We start from the raw sequence: 20,984 nt of genomic DNA on the forward strand, positions 1-20,984 counted from the left end.
ATTTTTTGGATAAAAGCTTAGGTTGGAAGGTGTGGTTAACACCCTCACCCTGACTTCTCCCAACCTTACACGCGGTGGAGAGCGAGTTACTCCATGCTCAAATAATGTCCCCTGGTGATCATGATGAGCCAATTTTTAGAGCTACTTGGCTTGTTCCACTTTGATCTCTCGAGTTCCAGTTTTAGATTCCGTTTTTTTAGGTAAATCAACCCAAAGCATTCCTTTTTTAAACGTCGCTTTCGCCTTAGTCAAATCAACGCTAGTGGGCAAAGAAATGGATCGTTCATATTTCCCAAAGCTGATTTCTCGGGAAATATATCGTTTACCTTCATTTTTTTTCGAACTGGACTTTTCACCACTAATAGTGAGTACATTATCCAATATGGAAACCTTAATGTCTTTTTCGTCCAAACCTGGCATTTCTAACTGAACACAGAAATGATCTTTATCTTCAACAACATCCATTGAGGGAGCAAGAGCTAGTTTTTCAAATTGTCCCCAATTAAATTTGGTTGGTGAAAAGAAATCATTAAAGTCACTAAATAATCGATCCACTTCATTTTGCAGACTTAAAAATGGATTTTGTGAACGATTAATTTGAATGGAAGCCCCCTTGCTTGTCGATCCTTTGCTGGGAGTTCCTTTCTTAAATTGCGTTACTTTGCTCATGATATACCTCCATATGATCTATGGCATCTAATAAAATTTTGGTACATAAACCAGTTTTGTCAAATGAAGGCTGGATTGGTTCATTCTTGAATTGGTCACCTCCAGAAAATCAAAAATCAATCAAATTGCGCCATTTAATACAGCCCTAATGAGCTATGATCTTGCACAATCCAAACACTTTAACTTAATGGACAATTACATTCTGCATCACGTGTCTCACCGGGTGTCGGTATTGCATCCAGAGTAATAAAAAGGCAATAACGGGCATGAAGATATCCGTCCAAAATACGCTACCTGCGTTGCCAGGTTCAAAATTATGAGCAACAATCATTTGATAAAGATGCACGCCGGCAGCCCCCCATAAGAACAGGGCAGGAACAATAATCGTTGCGGCACGAAAAGCAATTGAACCTCTAAAGCTGATTATTCCATTCATGGCAATTCCCAGGCTGGCAAAGCCGACTTCCATTTGAAATGGACTTTGTGGCCAACCAATAAACTGCGCGGTAAAATCACCCAAGAAGACATGCATTATAAAGTTAAATAAATAGGCTAATCCAATATTAAACAATAAATACCAAGAAAAAATGATTTCAATAACCTTCGCTTTTTTCTTCGGTCTGGAGCAGAATAACCATTCTAGAAGAGAACATATCAAACCAAGTATCAAAAAAGTCAATGTGACATTGCGCATTGCCAAAATAATCAAATTAACCATAACACCGCCCGTTGATAATAGACTGTATTTAAATAATAAATTACCCTGAAAAGGGTAGTAAATACAATTTATAAAGCACTGCATCCATAGTTTAATGGGATTGAATACTTCATTTTTGAGCAAATTTGTTTTCAGGGTGAATAAAGATGACTATTACGTGGGTTAAATGAAATATAAAAGATTTATAACCACTTCATTTCTTCCTTTAACCCAATACTAAGGTTAACCAGAATAAACTATAGAGTCCATCTGAATTAACATGAACTATCTTTCATATAAAAGAAAACAATACAGTACAGATTAATTTTTTCGCATACCATAAAGCAAATGAATTTCTGTATTGAAATGCAGCTCAAAATGAGAAGTCTTAAGTTGTATCACTTAGACAGCGTATTGAGACGTAATTGATGGAAAATAATGATAACTAATTCTCAAACGTGCAAAATATCAAAACAAATCCATGAGATAAATCAGCTTTTAACAGCAATGAAAACCTATTTAGGTGGTTGCGAACTTATACATCAGGAACGGTAATGGATAAGCCTTATACAAATACCACCGTTTTTATCGTCGATGATGACCCAGAGATTTGCAAATCATTTCGTTGGTTATTTGAATCAATAAATCTTAAAGTTCAAACTTATGAAACTGCCAAAGATTTCCTCGATAATTATAATAATCAAAGCGGATGCTTGATCATCGATGTACGTATGCCTGTGATGAGCGGTTTAGAATTACTAGATCACTTGAATGAGTCAAAAAACCAATTGCCCATAATCATTATTACGGGTTATGGTGATATTTCAATGGCCATACGCGCTATGAAAGCAGGAGCTGAAGATTTCATTCTTAAACCAGTCAATCACCAGAATTTATTGGAAATATCACAAAGATGCCTTAAAAAAGTTAAAAGTAATATAACGCTGTCTCAAACTGCTTTTCAGGAGCGAATGAATAGCTTAACCAAACGTGAAAAACAGGTCATGAATTTGGTTGTTGAAGGCAATCTTAATAAACAGATTGCCTACGAACTTAATATATCGATATCCACTGTTGAAGTTCATCGTGCTAATGTCATGAGAAAAATGCAGGTAAAATCGTTAGCTGAGCTGATAAAAATTAATCTGATTTATAACCAGATTATTGAATCCACTAATGCCTGAATGAACCCCATGCAACTTTTTTGCCTCAACCTTTTGATCTGGATGAATTATTCCATCTTTTGAAAAAAATAGGATGATACAAATGAAACAGCGGTCCGTTTTTCATCCTTTTCATATTAAGGCCGCGGGAATGAACTATTGGTGCTTGGTATATTTTTACTTTACCAAAGCAGTAGAATTAATCGAGCTGTTCGTTTAATCTACACCCACTCATTAGAAGTCGATTAACATAGGTTTTCAAATATGATACGTACATTACCAAGAACAATTATTTTGACTATGCTGTGCTCAGGGATTTTAAGCAAATCAGCATTGGCACACGCTCATCATGAAACAAGCTCAGTAGGAAGTCCAGGGAATGCAGCAAAAGCCACAAAAACGATTCAAGTGACTGCTTCGGATAACATGCGTTTTAACTTTTCACAAAAACTAAAACTTCATGATGGTGACATTATAAGCTTTCAAGTAACCAATATTGGAAAAGTACCTCATGAATTCTCGATTGGCGATGAAAAGGAGCAAAAAGCACATCAAGAAATGATGCGCGCAATGCCAGGCATGGTCCATGAAGACGGTAATACAATTACCGTTAATCCTGGTGAAACGAAAACATTAACATGGAAATTTAAATCGAATCCAAAACATGAGGTTGTATTTGCCTGTAATATCCCGGGGCATTTTGAAGCCGGCATGTACAAAAAAGCAACGGTTGCGACTACTTAATATAAATCTCTAAGTCCCCAAGGATTTGGGGACTCGTATTGTATCTATTGAAAAAATATTCGGTAAAACCCGAACTCTTACCAATTTTTGATGCGGACTTGCAAAAGGAAAAGAAATTATCTGACTTTTTGCGAAAGAATTTATTAGCATAATTTAAAGTATAAATAGCCTAGGAATTCCTGCAGCCTAGAACTGAGAGACAGACGCACAATTTAAAATAATTTAAGATTTTTTAGTGCAGTGCTTTATACAATAGTTGCCAAATTATGTTTTAATTTTACGCGCCACTCCGGTTTTAATGGCTGCCTGTTTCACAGCTTGAGCCACCCTCTTTACCACCGTCGTATCAAAAACACTAGGAACAATATAACTACAGCTTAAATACTGTTCCTCTATAGAGTTTGCTATAGCATATGCTGCAGCGAGCTTCATTTCCTCATTAATCTCAGTAGCCATACAATCCAGTGCTCCTCTGAAAATACCAGGGAAGCAGAGTACATTATTAATTTGATTCGGATAATCACTTCGCCCTGTTGCGACAATGGCCGCATATTTTTTGGCATCTTCAGGCATTATTTCGGGTATGGGATTAGCCATTGCAAAAACAATTGCATCTTGATTCATTTTTTTTATGTCTTTCGCATCAATCACGCCAGGTTTCGAAACACCAATAAATACATCTGCGCCCTTTATCGCATCATGTACGGTACCTTTCTCAAGATTAGGATTTGTATGTTCCGCATACCACCGATGGACTGGACTTAACCCGGGCTTCCCGGCATAGAGCACCCCTTCACAATCACAGCCAATAATATTTTTTACTCCTAAGTTGAGTAACATTTTGGTACATGCCGTCCCAGCAGCCCCAATACCAACGACAACTACTTTAATCTGTTCCAATTGCTTCTTAACCAATTTGAGCGAATTAATCATTGCAGCAGCCAGCACTACTGCTGTGCCATGTTGATCATCATGAAATACCGGGATATTCAATTCTTTCTTGAGTCGCTCCTCCACTTCAAAACAACGAGGTGCAGAAATATCTTCTAAATTAATTCCACCAAATATTGGAGCAATATTCTTTATAGTAGCAACGATTTCATCCACATTTTGGGTATTCAAACAAATAGGAAACGCATCGACATTTGCAAATTCTTTAAATAATAAGGCTTTCCCTTCCATGACAGGAATGGCAGCATAAGGCCCCATATTTCCCAAACCTAATACTGCAGTCCCGTCAGAGACTACCGCGACTGTATTTTTTTTAATTGTTAGATTAAAGACATCTTCTGGCTTTTTATAAATCGCCGTGCAAATTCGCGCCACCCCTGGGGTATAGGCAATGGACAGATCGTCACGTGTCTTTAATGGAATACGACTTTTAATTTCAATTTTTCCGCCTAGATGAGCCAGAAAAGTTCGATCAGACACGTGAATCACTTCTAAATTAGGGATGGTGCGCAGTAGTTCGACGATTATTTCTGCATGTTTGGTGCCACAGGTGTAAATGGTAATATCACGTATCTGGGCATCTGTTTCAACACGAACGATATCAATCGCACCAATTTGCCCACCTTCTTTTTCGATAGCAGCTGCTAATTTACCAAAAGTGCCAGGAGCATTTTTTATGCGAACTCGCATAGTAATGCTATTCGAGGCAGAACACTTTTGATTTCTCATAGCAGCTCCTTATCCCATATTTTAAAATGAACTCCTAAATTTTTTCTTTAAAAACTTAAGTATAGTCGTTGCCACCATCCTCATTGGTTGAATTGATAAACTCCAGATCCATTGGTTTTCCAGGAATTGTTCGATTTTCACTAGCCCACTCACCTAAATCAATGAGTTTACATCGGTCGGAACAAAATGGCTTAAACGGGTTTTCTGGATACCAGGTATTTTGTTTCCCGCAGGTAGGGCAGATAATTTTTTGATGGTTATTCATAACAGTCTTCGTTAATTGATGTAGTACGGAGTATGCGACATACAACCCGTGATTTTCAACTCAGCTCTTACATCTATAAGTATAGTACTTGGCTCAATTTTTCATGGATATGAAAAATTCATATTCTGTAGGTTGAAGTTCGTGCGTTCGATCGAAATATCGATGCTCAAAAAAACAACCATGTCTTTATTTTTGCAACAAGAGAGTCTTGTTTGTTACCATAGTGGCAATTTAATTTAAGTTTAAAAAAATGTCTGATAAGAAATTCGATATTCTTTCGTGCACCATTGATGAGGATCAAATGGTAGTTGCCAAACAATGGGCTGATACCTTTATATATAATTCAAAAGATGATGTTGCAGTAAATATGACTCAGCTCTTACTGGCTTGTTTGGCTTGCGGTGACTTCAAGACTCGTTCTTATCTATCCAAGTCATCTAAATTGCAAGCTCCGTCAGATCAATTAACCATCGCTGATTATGTATCCCATGCAAGCCGCATTATTCTTGACTATCAAGAGCTCAATGGATCGAATAGGAAAGAATTATTAGATTATTTCCCTGCTCCAGACTCACAAAATACTGTTTTTTCCCGCTCAGCCACTCATAATGTGACTCGCGGTATTGATGGTTCAGTGGTTGAAGGTAAAGGGGTTCTTCTGGGAATTATGGGACAATTACCCGTAATGATTAAAACACCCCTGGATTTTGGTATTAATATTGCCATGGGTGGCATGGGAAAAACGAATTTTTATGGAAAAAAAATAGCAAACAATGGATGCAGTGGCCATTTTTATTTTCACCGTAATGATAACCATAGCCTGCTTCTACTGGGATTGGAACAAACAGCACCTTCAGCCTCCGCCTTAGAATTCCTGTTAGGAACTAAAAAAGATCCTGATGAGGTACAACAAAATCACGATCAATTTGGTCAAGGTCATTCCTTAAAAGGAGCTTCTGACACATATACTGCTGCCGGTTCTTTATATTTTAGCGACCCTGTTTATCAAGCAAAACTTCTATTAGAAAAAGGCGTTTTTCCACCAGATAAATATGGCGCAATGCGAGTCACGATTACTGACGAAAATTGGCCATATATCAAGCAATTTTTAGATCAATTAAAAAAAGCGAGTCTTGAAGATGAAAGTCATCAAAAGCAATTGTTAGATTTACTATTAAGCAAACCTAAAACAGCAACCCCTGATCAAGGAGAGTGCCTAAGTTATATTGCGCTTGATTTCGATAGTTATTTGAAACGTGTTTATCACGTTTTTATTACAGCAAGTCAATTGGATGCTGAAAATCAACTAACTCTCTTTAATTTACAATCTCAATTATTAGCGACGATTAAAAAGTTGCAACAAGGACATATTGAGCAATATGAAATCTTTAACGATCAGATTACTCAAATCATTCAAACAAAAAATACGCCACCTGAATACCAACAGGCTATTCTTCGTATTCAAAAGTTATTTGAATTGCAACTTAAAATTGATCCAATACTGAAGCAAACCCATGAGGAACTCTTATTAAAAAATCTATACGATGATTTACATGAAGAAAGCAAAATTCTCCTGGAAAAACTGTTAGGAATTCAAAAGCATTTCCAAGAGCTATCTCATGAAAAGCAGACAGAGTCACTAACCCACTTTCTCCAGCAAATTGACATGCACATTAAGGAGCTGCAAAAATCATTCTCCACTTTTCCAGTAGAGATTGATTTATCTTCAAGTTGGGTAATGTGTGATTATCCTGTTTCCATCACCACGAACTCTATTGAGCAATTAAACAAAATCATTGAACGCGCTAAATTATTTACGAAACCCATCGCATTAACAGGCAAAGATGCAATGACTTTCCCTGATCTCATCTCAAGCTGGGAAGAGCAACTCCTACCTTTTGCTCAAATCAATCTTATTGATTATGCAAAATTAAACCTGAACGATTTAGCGCAACAATTTAATGATTATGTGGATGCTTTAGCACAACAATCAGAGCTATTTAACTTTTGGGAACATCAGCCCTCTCAAACAACAAATATCTTAGCTGACTTCTTCATGAAACAACCCGAATTTGAACTCGGGCAAACTCTTGTTGGACAATACCGTGAAAGTACGCTCCTGAAGCGCTTATTTTCTTTAGATCTTGCAAATCTTAGTCCATCGGGTTTTAAAGCCTATGAAGATCTTAATGCAGAATATAAGAAACATCACCCTAATTCATACTGGTGCCAAGTCAACGAACTTCTTACAGCAGGCTCTGATGTACTACTTATGCTTCGTGCTTTAAAAATCCAACAGACCACTAAGTCTTCCTGGGAAGATATGAGCGCTACAGTCACTTTATTTCAAGAGGCTGTACTGCGATTTAAAAAAGCGAATGACGAGCTACAACGTTTCCGCAGTACTTTTCAGAAATCTTCTGTTGAAGTATTTGAAAGTCCTTTTTTCTACTCCATTAATGATGAAACACTGCAACAGATGAATGGGGTGCAACTTGCTACTATATGCCTGGAAGAACTGAATGCGACCTCACCGAGTATTTTGGTGAACCGCATCATGAAGGATCAAGCACTGTGGCAAACTATAGATCAAGGATTGCAAAATGAAGCATTTACCAAGCATAAAGATGTCGAGAATAAAATCATCACGTTGCGTCAAATCCGACATTTTTGGGAATTAGTCCAGCAATTTAAGGAACATTCTGATCTGGAAGCAAAGAAGGACTTTTTTGCGAAACTGCAGAATGCAACGACAGAATCTAAGTCTATCTTTGGAGCTGCTGAAACGATTGAAAATGCGCAAATGGAGCTGCAACAACTGCAGGAATACGTGCAGCAACGACTTAATTTAGCAAAAGAGGAAAATAAACCCGCTGCACTGCACTTATTGGAAGAAAAATATAATAGGCTTCCAGAACATGAGCGAAATCACTATGCCTCCCAATTGTCTCAAGTAAAAAAAGAGATTTATCAATTTTATCTGGGGCAAATCAATTTATCGCAGAATATTGAAGAGAGAAAAAAGATATTTCTTATCTTAAATCAATTATTTGTGAAACTGCCTCTTGATATACAAAAACAATTCCAGGAAGAACATCAAACCCGACAAATAGAAGATATTTTGTATGGGCTATATGACCGCTTAAAAAAAACCATCTCAGTGGCTGATAAGAAAAGAGTATTCGATGATCCTATTTTTTCGAAAACTATAGAGGATTTTGAAAGTTTAACTAGTACATTAACCTCTGAGGATGCTCAAAAAACGCATAAACAATTGATACGTGACCAAAGACTTTATGAAAAGCTTCTTGAAACTCAGGTCATTAGCCAAGAGTCCTTAGTTGAACCTATAGATAAACTTTTAACGCAGTTCGAACCAATTTTAGACAAAATTGCCGCCTCTCTTCAAAGCCAATTAATAGGCGCAGCGCTCCATGATGCCATTTTTCGACAACTAATTCTGAAAAAAATAGAAGATAAAAAACTCTCCTCTGTAGTGATCCATGATTTGCTCATTCTAAAGACGTTTCGCGATAAAAAAATGAAACTCAGCAAAGAGCAAGGATATGGAAACGAATATGATCAATCCATCAATCAATTTTATGAAAAAGCATTGAACATACGCTTATCAGGCCTCCCCATACAAAAACAAGCCGATGATTTAATGAAGGCGGCCAAAGATGAATTTAGTCATCGTCACAATACGCGCCGACTGATTGCTGATATTGCGATGATAATTACGGGTATAGGACTTTTTGCAGGATTCGCGCGTTTAGCCGCAGGAAAAACTTTCTTTTTTAGCAGTGCAAAAACAGATAGAGAAATTGAGTTAAAAAATCAATGGCTTTGCGACTACCAACAGGTGCAACCTAAGGATGAAAATGAGGTTCCTTTACTTGCCGCTCCTGCTGCTTAAAATTAAGACCCAAAGGATTGCGGGGGCTAGGATCCAATGGCACTACCTTTAGAATAATATTCTTTTTTGCGTTACAAATAGGTCGGACAATTGACTGCCGACCTATGCAGCAAAACATTTTGGAAATAAATTAATTGGTTAAGCCTGCTACACAAAGTACCCTGCCGATCTCGGCTCTCACCTCAGAAATTAGAATCAAAATCGACAATAAAAAACATTTAGATACATTGGAAAGAATTCTGAAACTATTCTATTCTTAAAAAACTTGAGTCATCGATTCAAGCAACTATTTAATTTTTTTTATAAGGATATAAACAATGAATGCATGGAACAGTGTAATTTTTATGAAAAGTAATAAATCGATGTCTGACATGAATGCCATGGCAAAATGGGATGGCGTGGAAAAAATGTGGTCTACTTCAGGTGACTGGGATTGGTGCATAAAATTAGATCAAAAATCATCAACTCCTGAAAAGGCAGAGGCTTTTGTTGCTCGTATGCGTGAAGGACACTGGGCAACAGAAACCCAAACAAATTGGTGGAAAGAAGTTCCTGCAAAATAAATGGTCCACTCGGAGCCAAGTGCTCCGAGACTACAAAGCATTTTAACTAGAGTCTCTTGATAACTCCTCATAGATCGACTTACATCCGCACCTCCTAACCCTACTTTCTCGAAAAGCATTAAAAAATCAAAGTGTAAAAAAATTTTACGAAAACATGCTTGGCAACACGATTTTTTATAAAAAGCATAGCAGTTCGTTAAAAATAAATTCCCTTAATAGGAAAAAAGTTTTAAATTTTAATTTTTACCCTAATCCATTCATTATGAAATCAAAACTCTTTTTTTTATTATTATTTTTTGTCAATGCAGCATGCGCAGATCCATGGTTCACAGGACCTTTGCTTGCCCCTGCTGGAAAAACCATACCAGCGGGCCATATTAATTTCGAACCCTATGCGTTTTATAGCGGCTACCCCCATGGATTTAGAAATTTTGAAGTGACGCCTATTGTGAGTTTAGGGGTGCTTAGCTTTTTAGATTTACAAACTGCTTTGCCTTATGATTACAGTTGGGATAAAAGCGAACATGGAAACGGCATCGGAGATTATAGCTTAGCTCTAGGGGTTCAAGTTTTGCGTGCAAAGGAAAACTCCTGGATTCCCGATCTTCGTGTCGTAGTCCAAGAAGTTTTTCCCACTGGACGCTATGAAAATTTAGATCCCAAAAAATTGGGTACCGATCAAACAGGTTTAGGTTCATTCCAAACCTATCTGGGTTTTAACTTTCAAAAATTGGTTCTATTGCCTAACAAACATTATTTACGCACCCGTTTAAGTTTGGTGGGAGCCAAATTTGGTGATGTCACCGTACATGGAGTGAACGTTTTTGGCGGTGCTCCCGATACCGTTGGTAAGGTAAAGCTGGATAACAGTTATTCTGCTGACTTGGCATTTGAGTACACACTCACACAAAACTGGGTTCCTGTTTTCGAAGTGTTATATGTACACAGTCCAGGAAGTAATTTTGACGGTAATCCAGGATTTACCCCAGGCGGAACAGTTGCCGGTATAGGGGGAAGAGCAAATGAACAGGTTTCGTTGGCTCCAGCCGTTGAATATAATTTTACTCCCAATCTGGGTCTAATTGGCGGTGTTTGGTTTTCTGTCACAGGACCACATGCGGCTGAATTCGTCACTGGCGCATTAGCCCTTAATTGCTATTTTTAGGCCTAAAAACGTAGAAACTGGTATTTTTCAGTTGTATAATGCAAATAATTTGTTCATTTTTATCAAGCGTAGGTTGGGCCTTGGCCCAACATTTCTTTTATAATCCTCGACGTTGAGAAGCAATGCTCCATAATGTTTGGCCCAACCTACGCAATAGAAACCAGTGTCAATCCACAGGGTAAAAATTTAGAAGGCATAAAAAGTATGTACTCATTTTTTAATTTTAAGACGTTCAATACGGCATTAAAATTAACAGCTCAGGACCGATTATTTATTCATATTTTTAATCAGGAAAATGATAATAGAAAACTGGCATTAATTAAAAACCAAAAAATTGAAACGATTACTCGAATAGCTCATCACGACCCTGTTTTTGAAGCCTTTTGTAATCGTGAGGAATTAAAGGATTATTGGGAAAAAATTTGGTCTTCCTCTGGTGTGGTCTTATCTCAGCAAAAAAATGTCCCTTTAATTTTGTTTTTCTCTCATCCTCAATTAAATCCGTTTAATTTAGTCCGAGGCACCTATTTTTATTATCTCTCCCAAGAAGTAAGAAAAGAAATGAAAGTTGATTTTGGATTTTCTGAGATGGAAGCGATTAAGATGGCGATTCGATACGGTTCTATTCATGCAACTCAGCGTTATAATGAATACATTTACTCAAAACTACAACAACATGCAAACAATAAAGAGTCGGAAAAGCTGTACCAAAAACTTATCTCCAATAGCAAGCTCATGCTTCCCTATTATGGCAGTTACGGGTATATGGTTTTAGCCGAAGCAATGGCTCATTACTGCTTTTGGTTGCTCCAGAATCTTGAAGTGGAAAAAGCCCGGGAAATCTATATTCATGTTTTAGAGTCGCTAGATTATGCCCAGCTCATTTTAAAGGACAGCCAGTACAGCATACAAAATGCAAGTATGGGACTAGGCCTTAAATACAGTAATTCTCTAGGATTCGAATCTCCGTCCCAAGCAAAAGATTTTTTTATGAATCAATATGATGCGTTACTTCAGTCCATTCAAACAACTCGCGCACTACCGCATTAACTAGTCAATAATTAAGCAAATAGTCTATATTATAATTAAGTCATTTGATCTTATTTATCGAATAAGAAAGAGGATATTATGCCCAAAATTTATATCACCTATGCAGCCACTCCCAGCGGAGCACTGGTTATCTCAAGTTATCATGAAAAAGTCCAGTCCAAACTTAACGCTTTTTCCCTAGTTAAAACGGAAGGTTTAAAATCAGCAGATTTGCAAAGTTTAGAGGGAGATCTTCCTGAAGCATACGATAATGAGATTGTAAAAGCCAAACTGCTAGAATTATTAACTGAAGTTAACAACAAGGGGCTAGATTTTAATCGAGTGACCTATAGAGGTGATTTAAACCTCTGTACAAAGCGCAAAGAAGATTTGGCACCTTATTTATTTGATGGCACAGTTAATCGCTTTTTTGCTGGAAAAGAGGTGCAGCTGATTTTAGAGTCAGCCAATAAAGAATATGTAGAGGGTGCAATAGATTTCGCAGACAGAATAGGATTTACCGACGCTGTGATTCAAACTAAAAATGGGACTCCCAAAGGACAAGAACTCTCTAAAACCTATCCTAAAGAAGAGCGTGCAATGGATGTATCAGTTCCAAAACCAAAAACATCTGAACTGGCACAATCCAGTGTTACTGTTCAAGATTCCCATGTTTTATCTGATGCCCTAGGAAAATTTGGAAGTTTTAGTCCTGCGACCTCTGAAACCACTTCAGCACCAACTAAAAAACAAGATAAAGAAGGCACAGAAGAAACACCTGGCCTAACTAATTAAGAAATGTTGAGCCCAAGGGCTCAACAACTTCCTTTATTTTGTAACGCCTGAATTTAACAAAGCCATAAATTCATAAGGACTCATTTGACGAGAAAAATAAAGTCCTTGTCCATACTTACAACCATACTGCTTGAGTTGCTCTCTAATTTCCCGATTTTCTACCCCATCGGCCAAAACCTCTAACTCAAAGGTTTTAGCCAGATTAATAATAGCTTCGACAATTTTAGCCTTCTTCTTATCTTTCACCATGTTCAAAATAAGGGATTTCTCAATTTTTATTTCATTAATAGGAAAATTGACCAGATAAATAAAGGAAGCATAACCACTACAGAAATCATGTATTGCTATTTTAACACCTAAGTGACTTATTTGGTTTAATACATCCATAGATTTTGCTTGATCTACTAAACAAGCACGTTCATTAAATTCGAGGATTAAATACTCGGGAGAAATTTTATTTTCATGAAGCAACTTCTTTATAAAAACAGGTAATTTTTTATCAATCGCGTCTTGAACGGATAAATTAACTGATGCAAAAATCTTATGTCCAGCATTATGCCAAAGCGCCAATTGTTTGGTGACATGGGTTAACATAAACAAAGTTAATTGTTGGCTTAAACTGGAGCCCTCAATCAGGGAAATAAATTTTTCCAGACTAATTAATCCGTATTTTTCATGCACAAAGCTGACCATAGCCTCGGCACCTATAATTTTACCTGTTGCCAATTCCACTGCGGGTTGAAAATAGATCTTCATCTCTTGATTTTCTATTGATTTTTTTAACCCATTCATCACCATGCGGTTGGTAGTGAAATCCTCTTCCATATTGGGATGATAAAGAGCGAAAGGTTTGTCCTTTTTTCTTGCATGAAAAACGGCTGTCCGAGCATGACTCACTAATGTGACTTCGTCATCCCCATCATCGGGATAAACGGCAGCACCTGCCGTAGTAGAGATGTTTATATGAATATTGTCCACTATAAAATCAAGCGTAGTTGCTTCTATAATGGCATTCAGCAGTTTGTCCCAATTAATCTCTTTATTCAATCTGGGCAATAATAACGCAAATTCATCACCCTCCATTCGAGCCACACTATTAATACCCATGGTAGCCTGGAGCATAAAAGGGGAAAGCAACATATCTTTTAATTTTTTTACGAACTGGATTAAAACACTATTGGCATTAAAATTACCAAAATTGTTGTGAATCGATTTAAAATCATTCAATTTTAATAAAATAACTGCCAACTCATTCGGGGTCTCAATCTTATGAATGGCTTGCTTAATTTGCTCGTGAAAAAGCAGGGAATTGGGTAGCTGAGTAAAAAAATCATGTTCACTTTCATATTTTAGTTTCGCTTCCAGATCGCCACTTTTATAAAGAAGCTCCTGAGTTTTATCTGCAACAAGTGTTTCTGCCGTATTGGCCAATCCATAGCAAAACGACTGCCCCCAATAAGCGAAAAGAAATGGGCTCAGATCAAGAACCCAAATGGCAGGATTTGTTGTTTGAGCTCTAACAAAACCATTTAGATTGATAAATCCTGTTATTTGGTATGACACAATAAGTGATGCAATAATGATGCTAGTAACCGAAATGCATAATCCAATATAAGCATACTTATTCACGTAATCTCTAAAGACAATTGAAGTCTTTGCGAGTTTGTAATTTATGTCCATATCAGCCAGCTTTTTATCTCCATATGCTAATTTTAGTACTTAATTTACAGAGTGGGTTAACCCTGACTGCGATTAAAAAGAAATCCCTCCCACCAGGTTGAAGAGGAGGAAGTGTGAGGGCCCATGAATCATGATCAATACCCTCTCCTCTATTCCCGTCATCCCGATTGTCACGAGGGATGACGGGATATGGAGATTTCTTAGTTTAAATGAGATGATAAACAGTACCATCGCAAAAAATTCAATTGACATCATAAAGCCTAATTTGATATGTTAAGCAATTAATAGATAAAATTTAATCAATCTTACTCAATATGAATCATCGCCATAGTAACCAAAGCAATACGCTCCCTGCAGTTCTCACTGCAAAAGCGTTGCTATGCCCTGATTCGTTACCTTCAGCAACCTCTTTAGAAACTATTATTATTATTATTTTTCCCTCTTTACCCTAGAGCGGTCAGCTATTTCTTGTCCCGAACCTCTCTAGGGAGGAAATATCGGGTTTTTAGAAATAACTGTTTTGAATACTGGAGGGTACTGTGACTCAAACCAATTCTTTTAGCTTAAGAAACAATTTATTGCCTTTTGTTATGTGGCTTTTCCCACTTTCTTTTTTTGCTCTTCAATTTATATTGCGCCTATGGCCGGGATTAATGATGCAAGAAATAATGGCTCAATTTTCAATCGATGCATCCAGTTTCGGTTTCTTGGCAGCATTTTATTATTATGGATATGCGGGAATGCAAATCCCTATGGCGCTATTGTTAGATAAATTTGGTGCCAGAATAGTAGTTTTTATCTTTGCCCTCCTTTGCGGCCTAGGCGCCCTACTCTTTACCTCTACCAATAATTTCCACTTAGCATTATTCAGCAGATTTTTAATTGGAGCTGCTTCGGCTGTTGGTTTTTTAGGTGTATCCAAAGTGGTTTCTGAATGGTTTAGTAGCAATCAATATTCTCAAATGATAGGTTTTTCTTTTAGTGTGGGACTTTTAGGAGCGATCTATGGGGGCAAGCCATTAAATCAATTGATCTCAACCTACGGCGGCCAGCATATTGGATTAATCTTAGCTCTATGCTCTATAGGTGTAGGATTTTCAACTTTTTTAATCTTGCGTACTCCAAAAAATCCTAAAACAATACAATCGAGCAACATATGCCGGTCCCACTTATCTGTTTTATTCACTTTAAAAAGCTTATGGGTTCTTGCCTTGGTTAATTTGTTAATGGTTGGTGCGCTGGAAGGTTTTGCTGATGTGTGGGGAGTCCCCTATTTAACTACCGCCTACGGTTTTACTAAATCGGATGCAGCCCTACTGGTCTCTTTTATTTTCGTGGGTATGTTATTTGGCGGACCAGTACTTGCTGTTCTTAGCAAAAAATTAGGAAATTACACTGTAATAAGAATGTGTGGCCTCGGCTTAGCCCTGGCTTTTTTGGTACTTCTTACTGAGGATGTAAGCAATTGGTGGATACTTAGTGCGCTTTTCTTTACGATTGGACTGATGTGCTGTTATCAAGTAATTGTCTTTGCAGCAGGATCTACCCTTGTATCCAATAAACATTTGGGTATAACTATCGCTTTTCTAAATTGTATCAATATGTTCGGTGGCTCATTTTTCCATACTTTAATCGGTAAAATCATGGACTCTTACTGGGAGGGTGGCGTTGGTGCAAATGGACTAAGACAATACAGCCTTCAATCGTACCATCATGCCCTACTACTGATACCAATCTGCGCTCTTTTGGGTGCATTATTGGTTTATTTAATCCAGAGAATGGCTAAGAACTCAATGAATGTACAATCTGATAAGCATACCGCAATGGTTGAAGTCTAACTGAAAAAACACACTCTACTTAGTTGGGCCTTAAGGAATCGAGTGATTTGGAGAGTCGTTTCTGCGAAAAGCACGAATGTATTGTTATTTGGTGCACTTTGCCACTTCATGAAAAAATCCCTGCCTTCGCAGGAATGACAATTGATACCCAATGAAGAAATGGACGCAAAATAGTGTTCAAAAAATCGTTGATACCTTAAGGTTGGACTTTGGCTTAACCTTTCTTTCCCCTCCTCATTTAAACGGTTACGGAAAGACAAAAAAAATACTTTTTTTTCATAATGTAACACTTAAGCATCACTTAATATCAACGTGATAAAATAAAACACATGTTGTTTTTCTTGGAAGGGACGAGATGAAACGGGCATTGACTGTTTTATTGACGATACTCCTGTTGCCTTTAACTGCGGTAGGCAGTGTAGCGCTCGTTGCTTTAATGCTCGCCATGCTTGCTGTCTGCTCGATACCACTTATTCTCGGCGGTACACTAATGGCCGCAGGAGAATTGTCAAAAAAATTCACTGATTGGCGGTATCCTGATATGAATAAAACATTAGACCCAGGAAATGGGCCTTTGATTACTTCAATATCAACAACACTCATCTTGTTCCCATTCCTCATCCTACCGGTTACTGCGGGCTCAGTAGTAGCTGCTGGCTTTATTTCCATTTTACTAGTGCCTTCTATGACCATACTTGGCGCTTATAAAGGTTCCGAAAAAATAATATACGGTGCCGAAAAGGCAATAAATAGCCTTGCAGATCGACTCAATTCAGACCAAGGAAAAGCACGAATAAATCACAGCTACGGTATCTTATCGCAGGATCAAGGTCTTGAATCGGTCGTTATAGAAAAGATATCTTTTGAGCCAGAAATCACCCATTTCAATCCGTTATTTCATCGAAAAACACACGTTCCCGTGCATGAAGACACAAAAGAGCATGATGACACAATGTCTCAAGGTAAAGAGTTTCCTAGTCCATTCGCTTCATCAACTGATAAATAAGCTAATTATGGGGCGTTTTTGTGACAGGCACTGAAGACCTTTTGGTTTTTAATTGGATCATGATATAGCTACCAACGACTGCAATCACAATTAAACTAACCGACATAAGGGGTCGTGTAGCAAACCAAGCGATTGCCGTCACCATGAGCCACACGCTCGTCCCTAATAGAAAGGCAGCAAATCCACTACTGGATCTTACAATGGAGCCTAAAAAAGGCAGTACATCGGCTAAAATGACCAATGGGGTCACCAGCTTTGAAAATCCCCAAACCAATATAAATAAGGAAACTAAACGCAACCCCCAGGCAAGTGCCGTGTTTTCTGCTTGAGCCTGATGAATCATTTCCTCTGATGAATGTTGGCCTGTGGATAATAACATGACTGTTTGCCCTGCGGGTGCACGATATGCTTGCAGAGTATTTCCAGTTTGTTGCGCAATAATACTGACAGTTTGAGGATCAACAACGGCTAGAGTAATTCGTAGATCACCCAATTGGGGATTTTGGGAATCTTGCCCCACATATAATTCATTGTCGTTGCTCAGCTCAACTGGCTTATTTAGTTGGTCTTTGAGCCTTTCTTTATTGACCTGAGATAAATTGACCGATCGACTGGCATGAATCTGGTTAATCAAATCATCAGGCAGTAAAAAATCACCTACAGTCACCCTTTTCGCATACTGTACTTGCGACTGAACCGGCATGGACGCTGGGTTTTGATGTCCTTTGGGATTTTCAAAATGAGCGCTGTCTATTAAACTTTCAGACCAAGTTTGATCATAGGTATAGGTTTTTGTTTTTTTTTCAGAGCCCCCTAAAAGTGATTCCGTTTTTGTTTCCGTTTTTTCCTCCCATTGATACATTTCAACTTTACGATTAAGGCAAATAGCATTGATTGTTATCCCTAATAAAGAATCGACCAAATTCTCTTTAGTTGTCGCAAGACCGCTTAAATAAACTACTTTGAGATTGTTTTGATGATTGATAGGAGCATTGGGTATAGGAATGAGAACATTTTCTGCTTGCGCCAAGGACTGTGCCATATGTAAAGCGTGTCGTTCATTCCAAAACACAAGAACAATTGCGCCGGCAATCAACGCAATTCCAATAAGAATATCAGCGAAAGACTCTTTTAATCGAGAAAACCAGGAGGTTGTTGTAACTTCTTCATCCATGATTTATGCACTTCCTCATTTGAACCTGCTCATTCGCAATACAATGCTTAAAAAACTAATTTTATCTTTCGTTAACTAGGATAATGTCTGGCTTTGTTTCGGTTCTTCCGGCTCCGGTATTTTAAACGAATCAAGCGCTGTCCCTCCAGGTTTCATTTTGTCTCCAGACTTAAATTCCTCTCCGTTTGCATGATACAGTTTTCCTTTATCTCCATATCCCATCACTTGGTTGGTTTTTGAATCAACTATAAGAAAGCTAGAGTCCTTCTGTTCTGCAGCCATCTTTTGGAAAAATGAGTTCATATCCGATTCGGATTTAAAGGATAAATTAAGTCTGCCATCCTCGCCTTGTTTCGATGGATTATTTTTGTACCATGGATCGTCTTTATATAATTCTTGAAATTTCTTAAAAATGGCCTCACTTAACGGACTTGCAACAGTCACATCTTTCTTGGGAGTAGACGGTAATGGGGTAACTACTGTTGGTGTTGTCTGAGTTTTTCCCGGTGCGGATAAAGTCATTTCTTCATCGGGATTTATAAACCTGTTGTATTTTTCCTTATTATCAAGAGCTGTCTTTTCATATACATCATAGGCTTTTTTAGTGTCTTCATCGATGAGATCTTTTGTATCCCTATATTTTTTATAAGCCTCGTCACGCTTTTGATTCAATTCTTTCGATTTTTCATCAGTCAGTTTGCCCTCTTTCGAAAGTTGGTCTCTTTGGGCATCTATCGCCTCTTGCGTTTTTTTATACTCTGCCAGAGCGACACTAATTTTGGCGTCATTTAAATCGCTCTTCGCCAAATACGTGTTATAAGCTGCTTTATTGGAAAGCTCCATAACTTGACCAAACTTCTCAATACCACTACGTGAAGGAGAGGTTCTTACTAGATCATAAAGTTTTAGTGTTTCTTTTTGATCGGCAGTCGACTTAAGACTTTGCTCTTCATAAGTTTTTTGCAGTCTATCTCTCTTTTTAATTGCTTGCTCTAAATTTTTTTCGGCAGCAGTAGGCATTCTTTTCTCCAAGTATTACTACCTAATATAGATATTAGATTACTTTGGAAGATAAAGTATGAATTTTAAAGCACCTAGTCCTCAATCGATGAAGATATTTTTTAAGCATATGTGTTTCTTTTGCATTGAGATATCATCACCTTAATCTAGGTCTGGTAATCTGGAACAAAATTCAGGAAAAATAAGAGCTATTCCGAATTGGTTTATTAACTCCTGCTCTCACAGAATGGCTTATCCACAAGTCCATAGGCCAGTAGAGCCTTCATCGTCTCGGATAGGCCTGTGGACCCTGTGGGTAAGCCATGACACACCGAACTATGTTTTAGAAACCGTACTAGGGTGTCCGAAATACACTTGAGCTGGTGTTAAATATCCAAAAGACTGATGGAGTCTTCGGTTGTTATAATATTCAAAATACTCAGCTAATTCCAGCTCTATCTCTTCGATTGTTTCGAAATCATACCGATAGAGTTTTTCTTGCTTAACACTGCGCCATAAACGTTCTATGAAAATATTATCGAGGTATCGGCCGCGCCCATCCATACTGATAGAGATTTTGTGGGCCTTCAAGGTATTGATCCAATCATTAGACGTGAACTGAGCACCCTGATCGGTATTAAAAATATCACACCGCCCCTGTAATAACGCGTTTTTTAGCGCCTCTACACAAAATTCTGCTTCTAATGTTGGGGACACCGCCCATTGAAGCACATACCGACTATACCAGTCCATGATGGCAACCAAGTAAACATGGCCTCCCTTCATACGCACGTAGGTAATATCAGCAGCCCAGACCTGATTAGGCTTAGTGATATCGATGTCACGTAATAGATAGGGGTACACGGTGTGCTCTTTATTGGGAACGCTTGTATTTGGCTTTGGGTAGACGGTTTCTAATCCCATAGCCTCCATGAGTCTCTTGATGCGTCGTTTACCAACAGGATAGCCAACTTCAAGGGACAACCATTGTGCGCGCTTCACTTTACCTTCACATGGATACTGGAGATAATGCTCGTCTAACAGCGCCATGAGCCGCTCGTCCTCTGCTGATATAGGAGACGCTTTGTAATAATAACTGGAAATACTCAATCCGAGTAGCATGCATTGTTCTCGGATTGATATTTCAGCGTTGCTATCAATCAGCTTACGCTTTTCATCCAAGCTCAGTGGCAGTCTTTTTTTTTAACCATGATAATTGGGCTTGAAGTCGACCAATTTCCTCATACAAAGCACCAACAAGCTCGGCTTGCTCTTTTTTATCCTTATCATGAGAATTGGAAAAAGCATCTGAAATAGCCTGCAATGCTGTTTGCTTCCATGCTTTAATTTGGGTAGGATGCACACCGTATTCGCTGGTCAGTTGAGCCTGAGTCAATTTTCCTTCAATTGCCGCAACTGCTATCTTTGATTTTTTTGATGCCGTGTAATAGTTTCTTTTTTTGCTCATTCTATTCTCCTCTGTTACTTAGAAGAATAGCTCTTAAAAATTACCTTTTTTCGTCCAAAAAACCGCGCCTATATCACCTTTCCTAAACAATTTATCGAACTTTTAATAGGCCTATTGTTTATAGTGTCATTCG

At 38.0% G+C, this 20,984-nt stretch carries 18 protein-coding genes; 9 read left to right on the forward strand and 9 right to left on the reverse strand.

Annotated elements, in window-relative coordinates; genetic code table 11:
- Nucleotides 1-141: 141 nt before the first annotated feature.
- Nucleotides 142-669, reverse strand: coding sequence for an Hsp20/alpha crystallin family protein (locus OQJ26_RS17570; protein ID WP_265705004.1), 528 nt, complete (start codon nucleotides 667-669; stop codon nucleotides 142-144).
- Between the two features lie 184 nt (nucleotides 670-853).
- Nucleotides 854-1,387 (reverse strand): DUF6790 family protein, encoded by a 534-nt coding sequence (locus OQJ26_RS17575; protein WP_265705005.1) that lies wholly within the window; start codon nucleotides 1,385-1,387, stop codon nucleotides 854-856.
- Nucleotides 1,388-1,920: 533 nt separating this feature from the next.
- Between OQJ26_RS17575 and OQJ26_RS17580 the strand changes: the two genes are divergently transcribed.
- Nucleotides 1,921-2,550 carry a response regulator transcription factor gene (locus OQJ26_RS17580; protein ID WP_265705006.1) on the forward strand — a complete coding sequence of 210 codons (630 nt, stop codon included), beginning with the start codon at nucleotides 1,921-1,923 and terminating at the stop codon, nucleotides 2,548-2,550.
- 243 nt (nucleotides 2,551-2,793) lie between these two features.
- Nucleotides 2,794-3,273, forward strand: coding sequence for a cupredoxin domain-containing protein (locus tag OQJ26_RS17585; RefSeq protein WP_265705007.1), 480 nt, complete (start codon nucleotides 2,794-2,796; stop codon nucleotides 3,271-3,273).
- 264 nt (nucleotides 3,274-3,537) lie between these two features.
- On the opposite strand, the gene OQJ26_RS17590 is transcribed toward OQJ26_RS17585, so the two are convergent.
- Together OQJ26_RS17590 and OQJ26_RS17595 are read right to left on the reverse strand one after the other, a co-directional pair.
- A complete protein-coding gene (locus tag OQJ26_RS17590; RefSeq protein ID WP_265705008.1) occupies nucleotides 3,538-4,953 on the reverse strand; it encodes an NAD-dependent malic enzyme in 1,416 nt (471 codons plus the stop codon).
- 55 nt (nucleotides 4,954-5,008) lie between these two features.
- Complete coding sequence (locus OQJ26_RS17595) at nucleotides 5,009-5,218, reverse strand: DNA gyrase inhibitor YacG (RefSeq protein ID WP_265705009.1); 210 nt, start codon at nucleotides 5,216-5,218, stop codon at nucleotides 5,009-5,011.
- A 250-nt stretch (nucleotides 5,219-5,468) separates the two neighbouring features.
- Between OQJ26_RS17595 and OQJ26_RS17600 the strand changes: the two genes are divergently transcribed.
- From OQJ26_RS17600 to OQJ26_RS17620, 5 genes are all read left to right on the forward strand, one after another.
- Nucleotides 5,469-9,134: a LepB GTPase-activating domain-containing protein gene (locus OQJ26_RS17600; RefSeq protein WP_265705010.1), complete on the forward strand. Its 3,666-nt coding sequence runs from the start codon at nucleotides 5,469-5,471 to the stop codon at nucleotides 9,132-9,134.
- A gap of 317 nt (nucleotides 9,135-9,451) precedes the next feature.
- Nucleotides 9,452-9,697: a hypothetical protein gene (locus OQJ26_RS17605; RefSeq protein WP_265705011.1), complete on the forward strand. Its 246-nt coding sequence runs from the start codon at nucleotides 9,452-9,454 to the stop codon at nucleotides 9,695-9,697.
- Nucleotides 9,698-9,959: 262 nt separating this feature from the next.
- Nucleotides 9,960-10,862, forward strand: a complete 903-nt coding sequence (locus tag OQJ26_RS17610; RefSeq protein ID WP_265705012.1) for a transporter — start codon at nucleotides 9,960-9,962, stop codon at nucleotides 10,860-10,862.
- Between the two features lie 132 nt (nucleotides 10,863-10,994).
- On the forward strand, nucleotides 10,995-11,912 hold the full coding sequence (locus tag OQJ26_RS17615) for a DUF5630 domain-containing protein (protein ID WP_265705013.1): 918 nt from the start codon (nucleotides 10,995-10,997) through the stop codon (nucleotides 11,910-11,912).
- Between the two features lie 78 nt (nucleotides 11,913-11,990).
- Entirely contained in the window at nucleotides 11,991-12,686 is a 696-nt protein-coding gene (locus OQJ26_RS17620) for a hypothetical protein (protein ID WP_265705014.1), read from the forward strand.
- Nucleotides 12,687-12,719: 33 nt separating this feature from the next.
- Here OQJ26_RS17620 and OQJ26_RS17625 read toward each other — a convergent pair whose 3' ends face one another.
- On the reverse strand, nucleotides 12,720-14,366 hold the full coding sequence (locus tag OQJ26_RS17625) for a putative bifunctional diguanylate cyclase/phosphodiesterase (protein WP_265705015.1): 1,647 nt from the start codon (nucleotides 14,364-14,366) through the stop codon (nucleotides 12,720-12,722).
- 590 nt (nucleotides 14,367-14,956) lie between these two features.
- Between OQJ26_RS17625 and OQJ26_RS17630 the strand changes: the two genes are divergently transcribed.
- Both OQJ26_RS17630 and OQJ26_RS17635 read left to right on the forward strand, forming a co-directional pair.
- Nucleotides 14,957-16,204, forward strand: a complete 1,248-nt coding sequence (locus tag OQJ26_RS17630; RefSeq protein ID WP_265705039.1) for an MFS transporter — start codon at nucleotides 14,957-14,959, stop codon at nucleotides 16,202-16,204.
- A gap of 355 nt (nucleotides 16,205-16,559) precedes the next feature.
- Nucleotides 16,560-17,210 carry a hypothetical protein gene (locus OQJ26_RS17635; protein WP_265705016.1) on the forward strand — a complete coding sequence of 217 codons (651 nt, stop codon included), beginning with the start codon at nucleotides 16,560-16,562 and terminating at the stop codon, nucleotides 17,208-17,210.
- A 1-nt stretch (nucleotide 17,211) separates the two neighbouring features.
- On the opposite strand, the gene OQJ26_RS17640 is transcribed toward OQJ26_RS17635, so the two are convergent.
- The 4 genes from OQJ26_RS17640 to OQJ26_RS17655 form a co-directional block, all read right to left on the reverse strand.
- Nucleotides 17,212-18,384 carry a TMEM43 family protein gene (locus OQJ26_RS17640; protein ID WP_265705017.1) on the reverse strand — a complete coding sequence of 391 codons (1,173 nt, stop codon included), beginning with the start codon at nucleotides 18,382-18,384 and terminating at the stop codon, nucleotides 17,212-17,214.
- 75 nt (nucleotides 18,385-18,459) lie between these two features.
- Nucleotides 18,460-19,404 carry an alpha-crystallin domain-containing protein gene (locus tag OQJ26_RS17645; protein WP_265705018.1) on the reverse strand — a complete coding sequence of 315 codons (945 nt, stop codon included), beginning with the start codon at nucleotides 19,402-19,404 and terminating at the stop codon, nucleotides 18,460-18,462.
- A 315-nt stretch (nucleotides 19,405-19,719) separates the two neighbouring features.
- The gene (locus OQJ26_RS17650) at nucleotides 19,720-20,565 is read right to left on the reverse strand and encodes an IS3 family transposase (RefSeq protein WP_082650874.1); all 846 of its coding nucleotides are present in this window, start codon (nucleotides 20,563-20,565) and stop codon (nucleotides 19,720-19,722) included.
- Complete coding sequence (locus tag OQJ26_RS17655) at nucleotides 20,558-20,851, reverse strand: hypothetical protein (RefSeq protein ID WP_065235619.1); 294 nt, start codon at nucleotides 20,849-20,851, stop codon at nucleotides 20,558-20,560. The genes OQJ26_RS17650 and OQJ26_RS17655 overlap by 8 nt, the downstream gene beginning before the upstream one ends.
- Nucleotides 20,852-20,984 lie beyond the last annotated feature (133 nt).

This window comes from Legionella sheltonii (assembly GCF_026191355.1).
Lineage (GTDB): Bacteria > Pseudomonadota > Gammaproteobacteria > Legionellales > Legionellaceae > Legionella > Legionella sheltonii.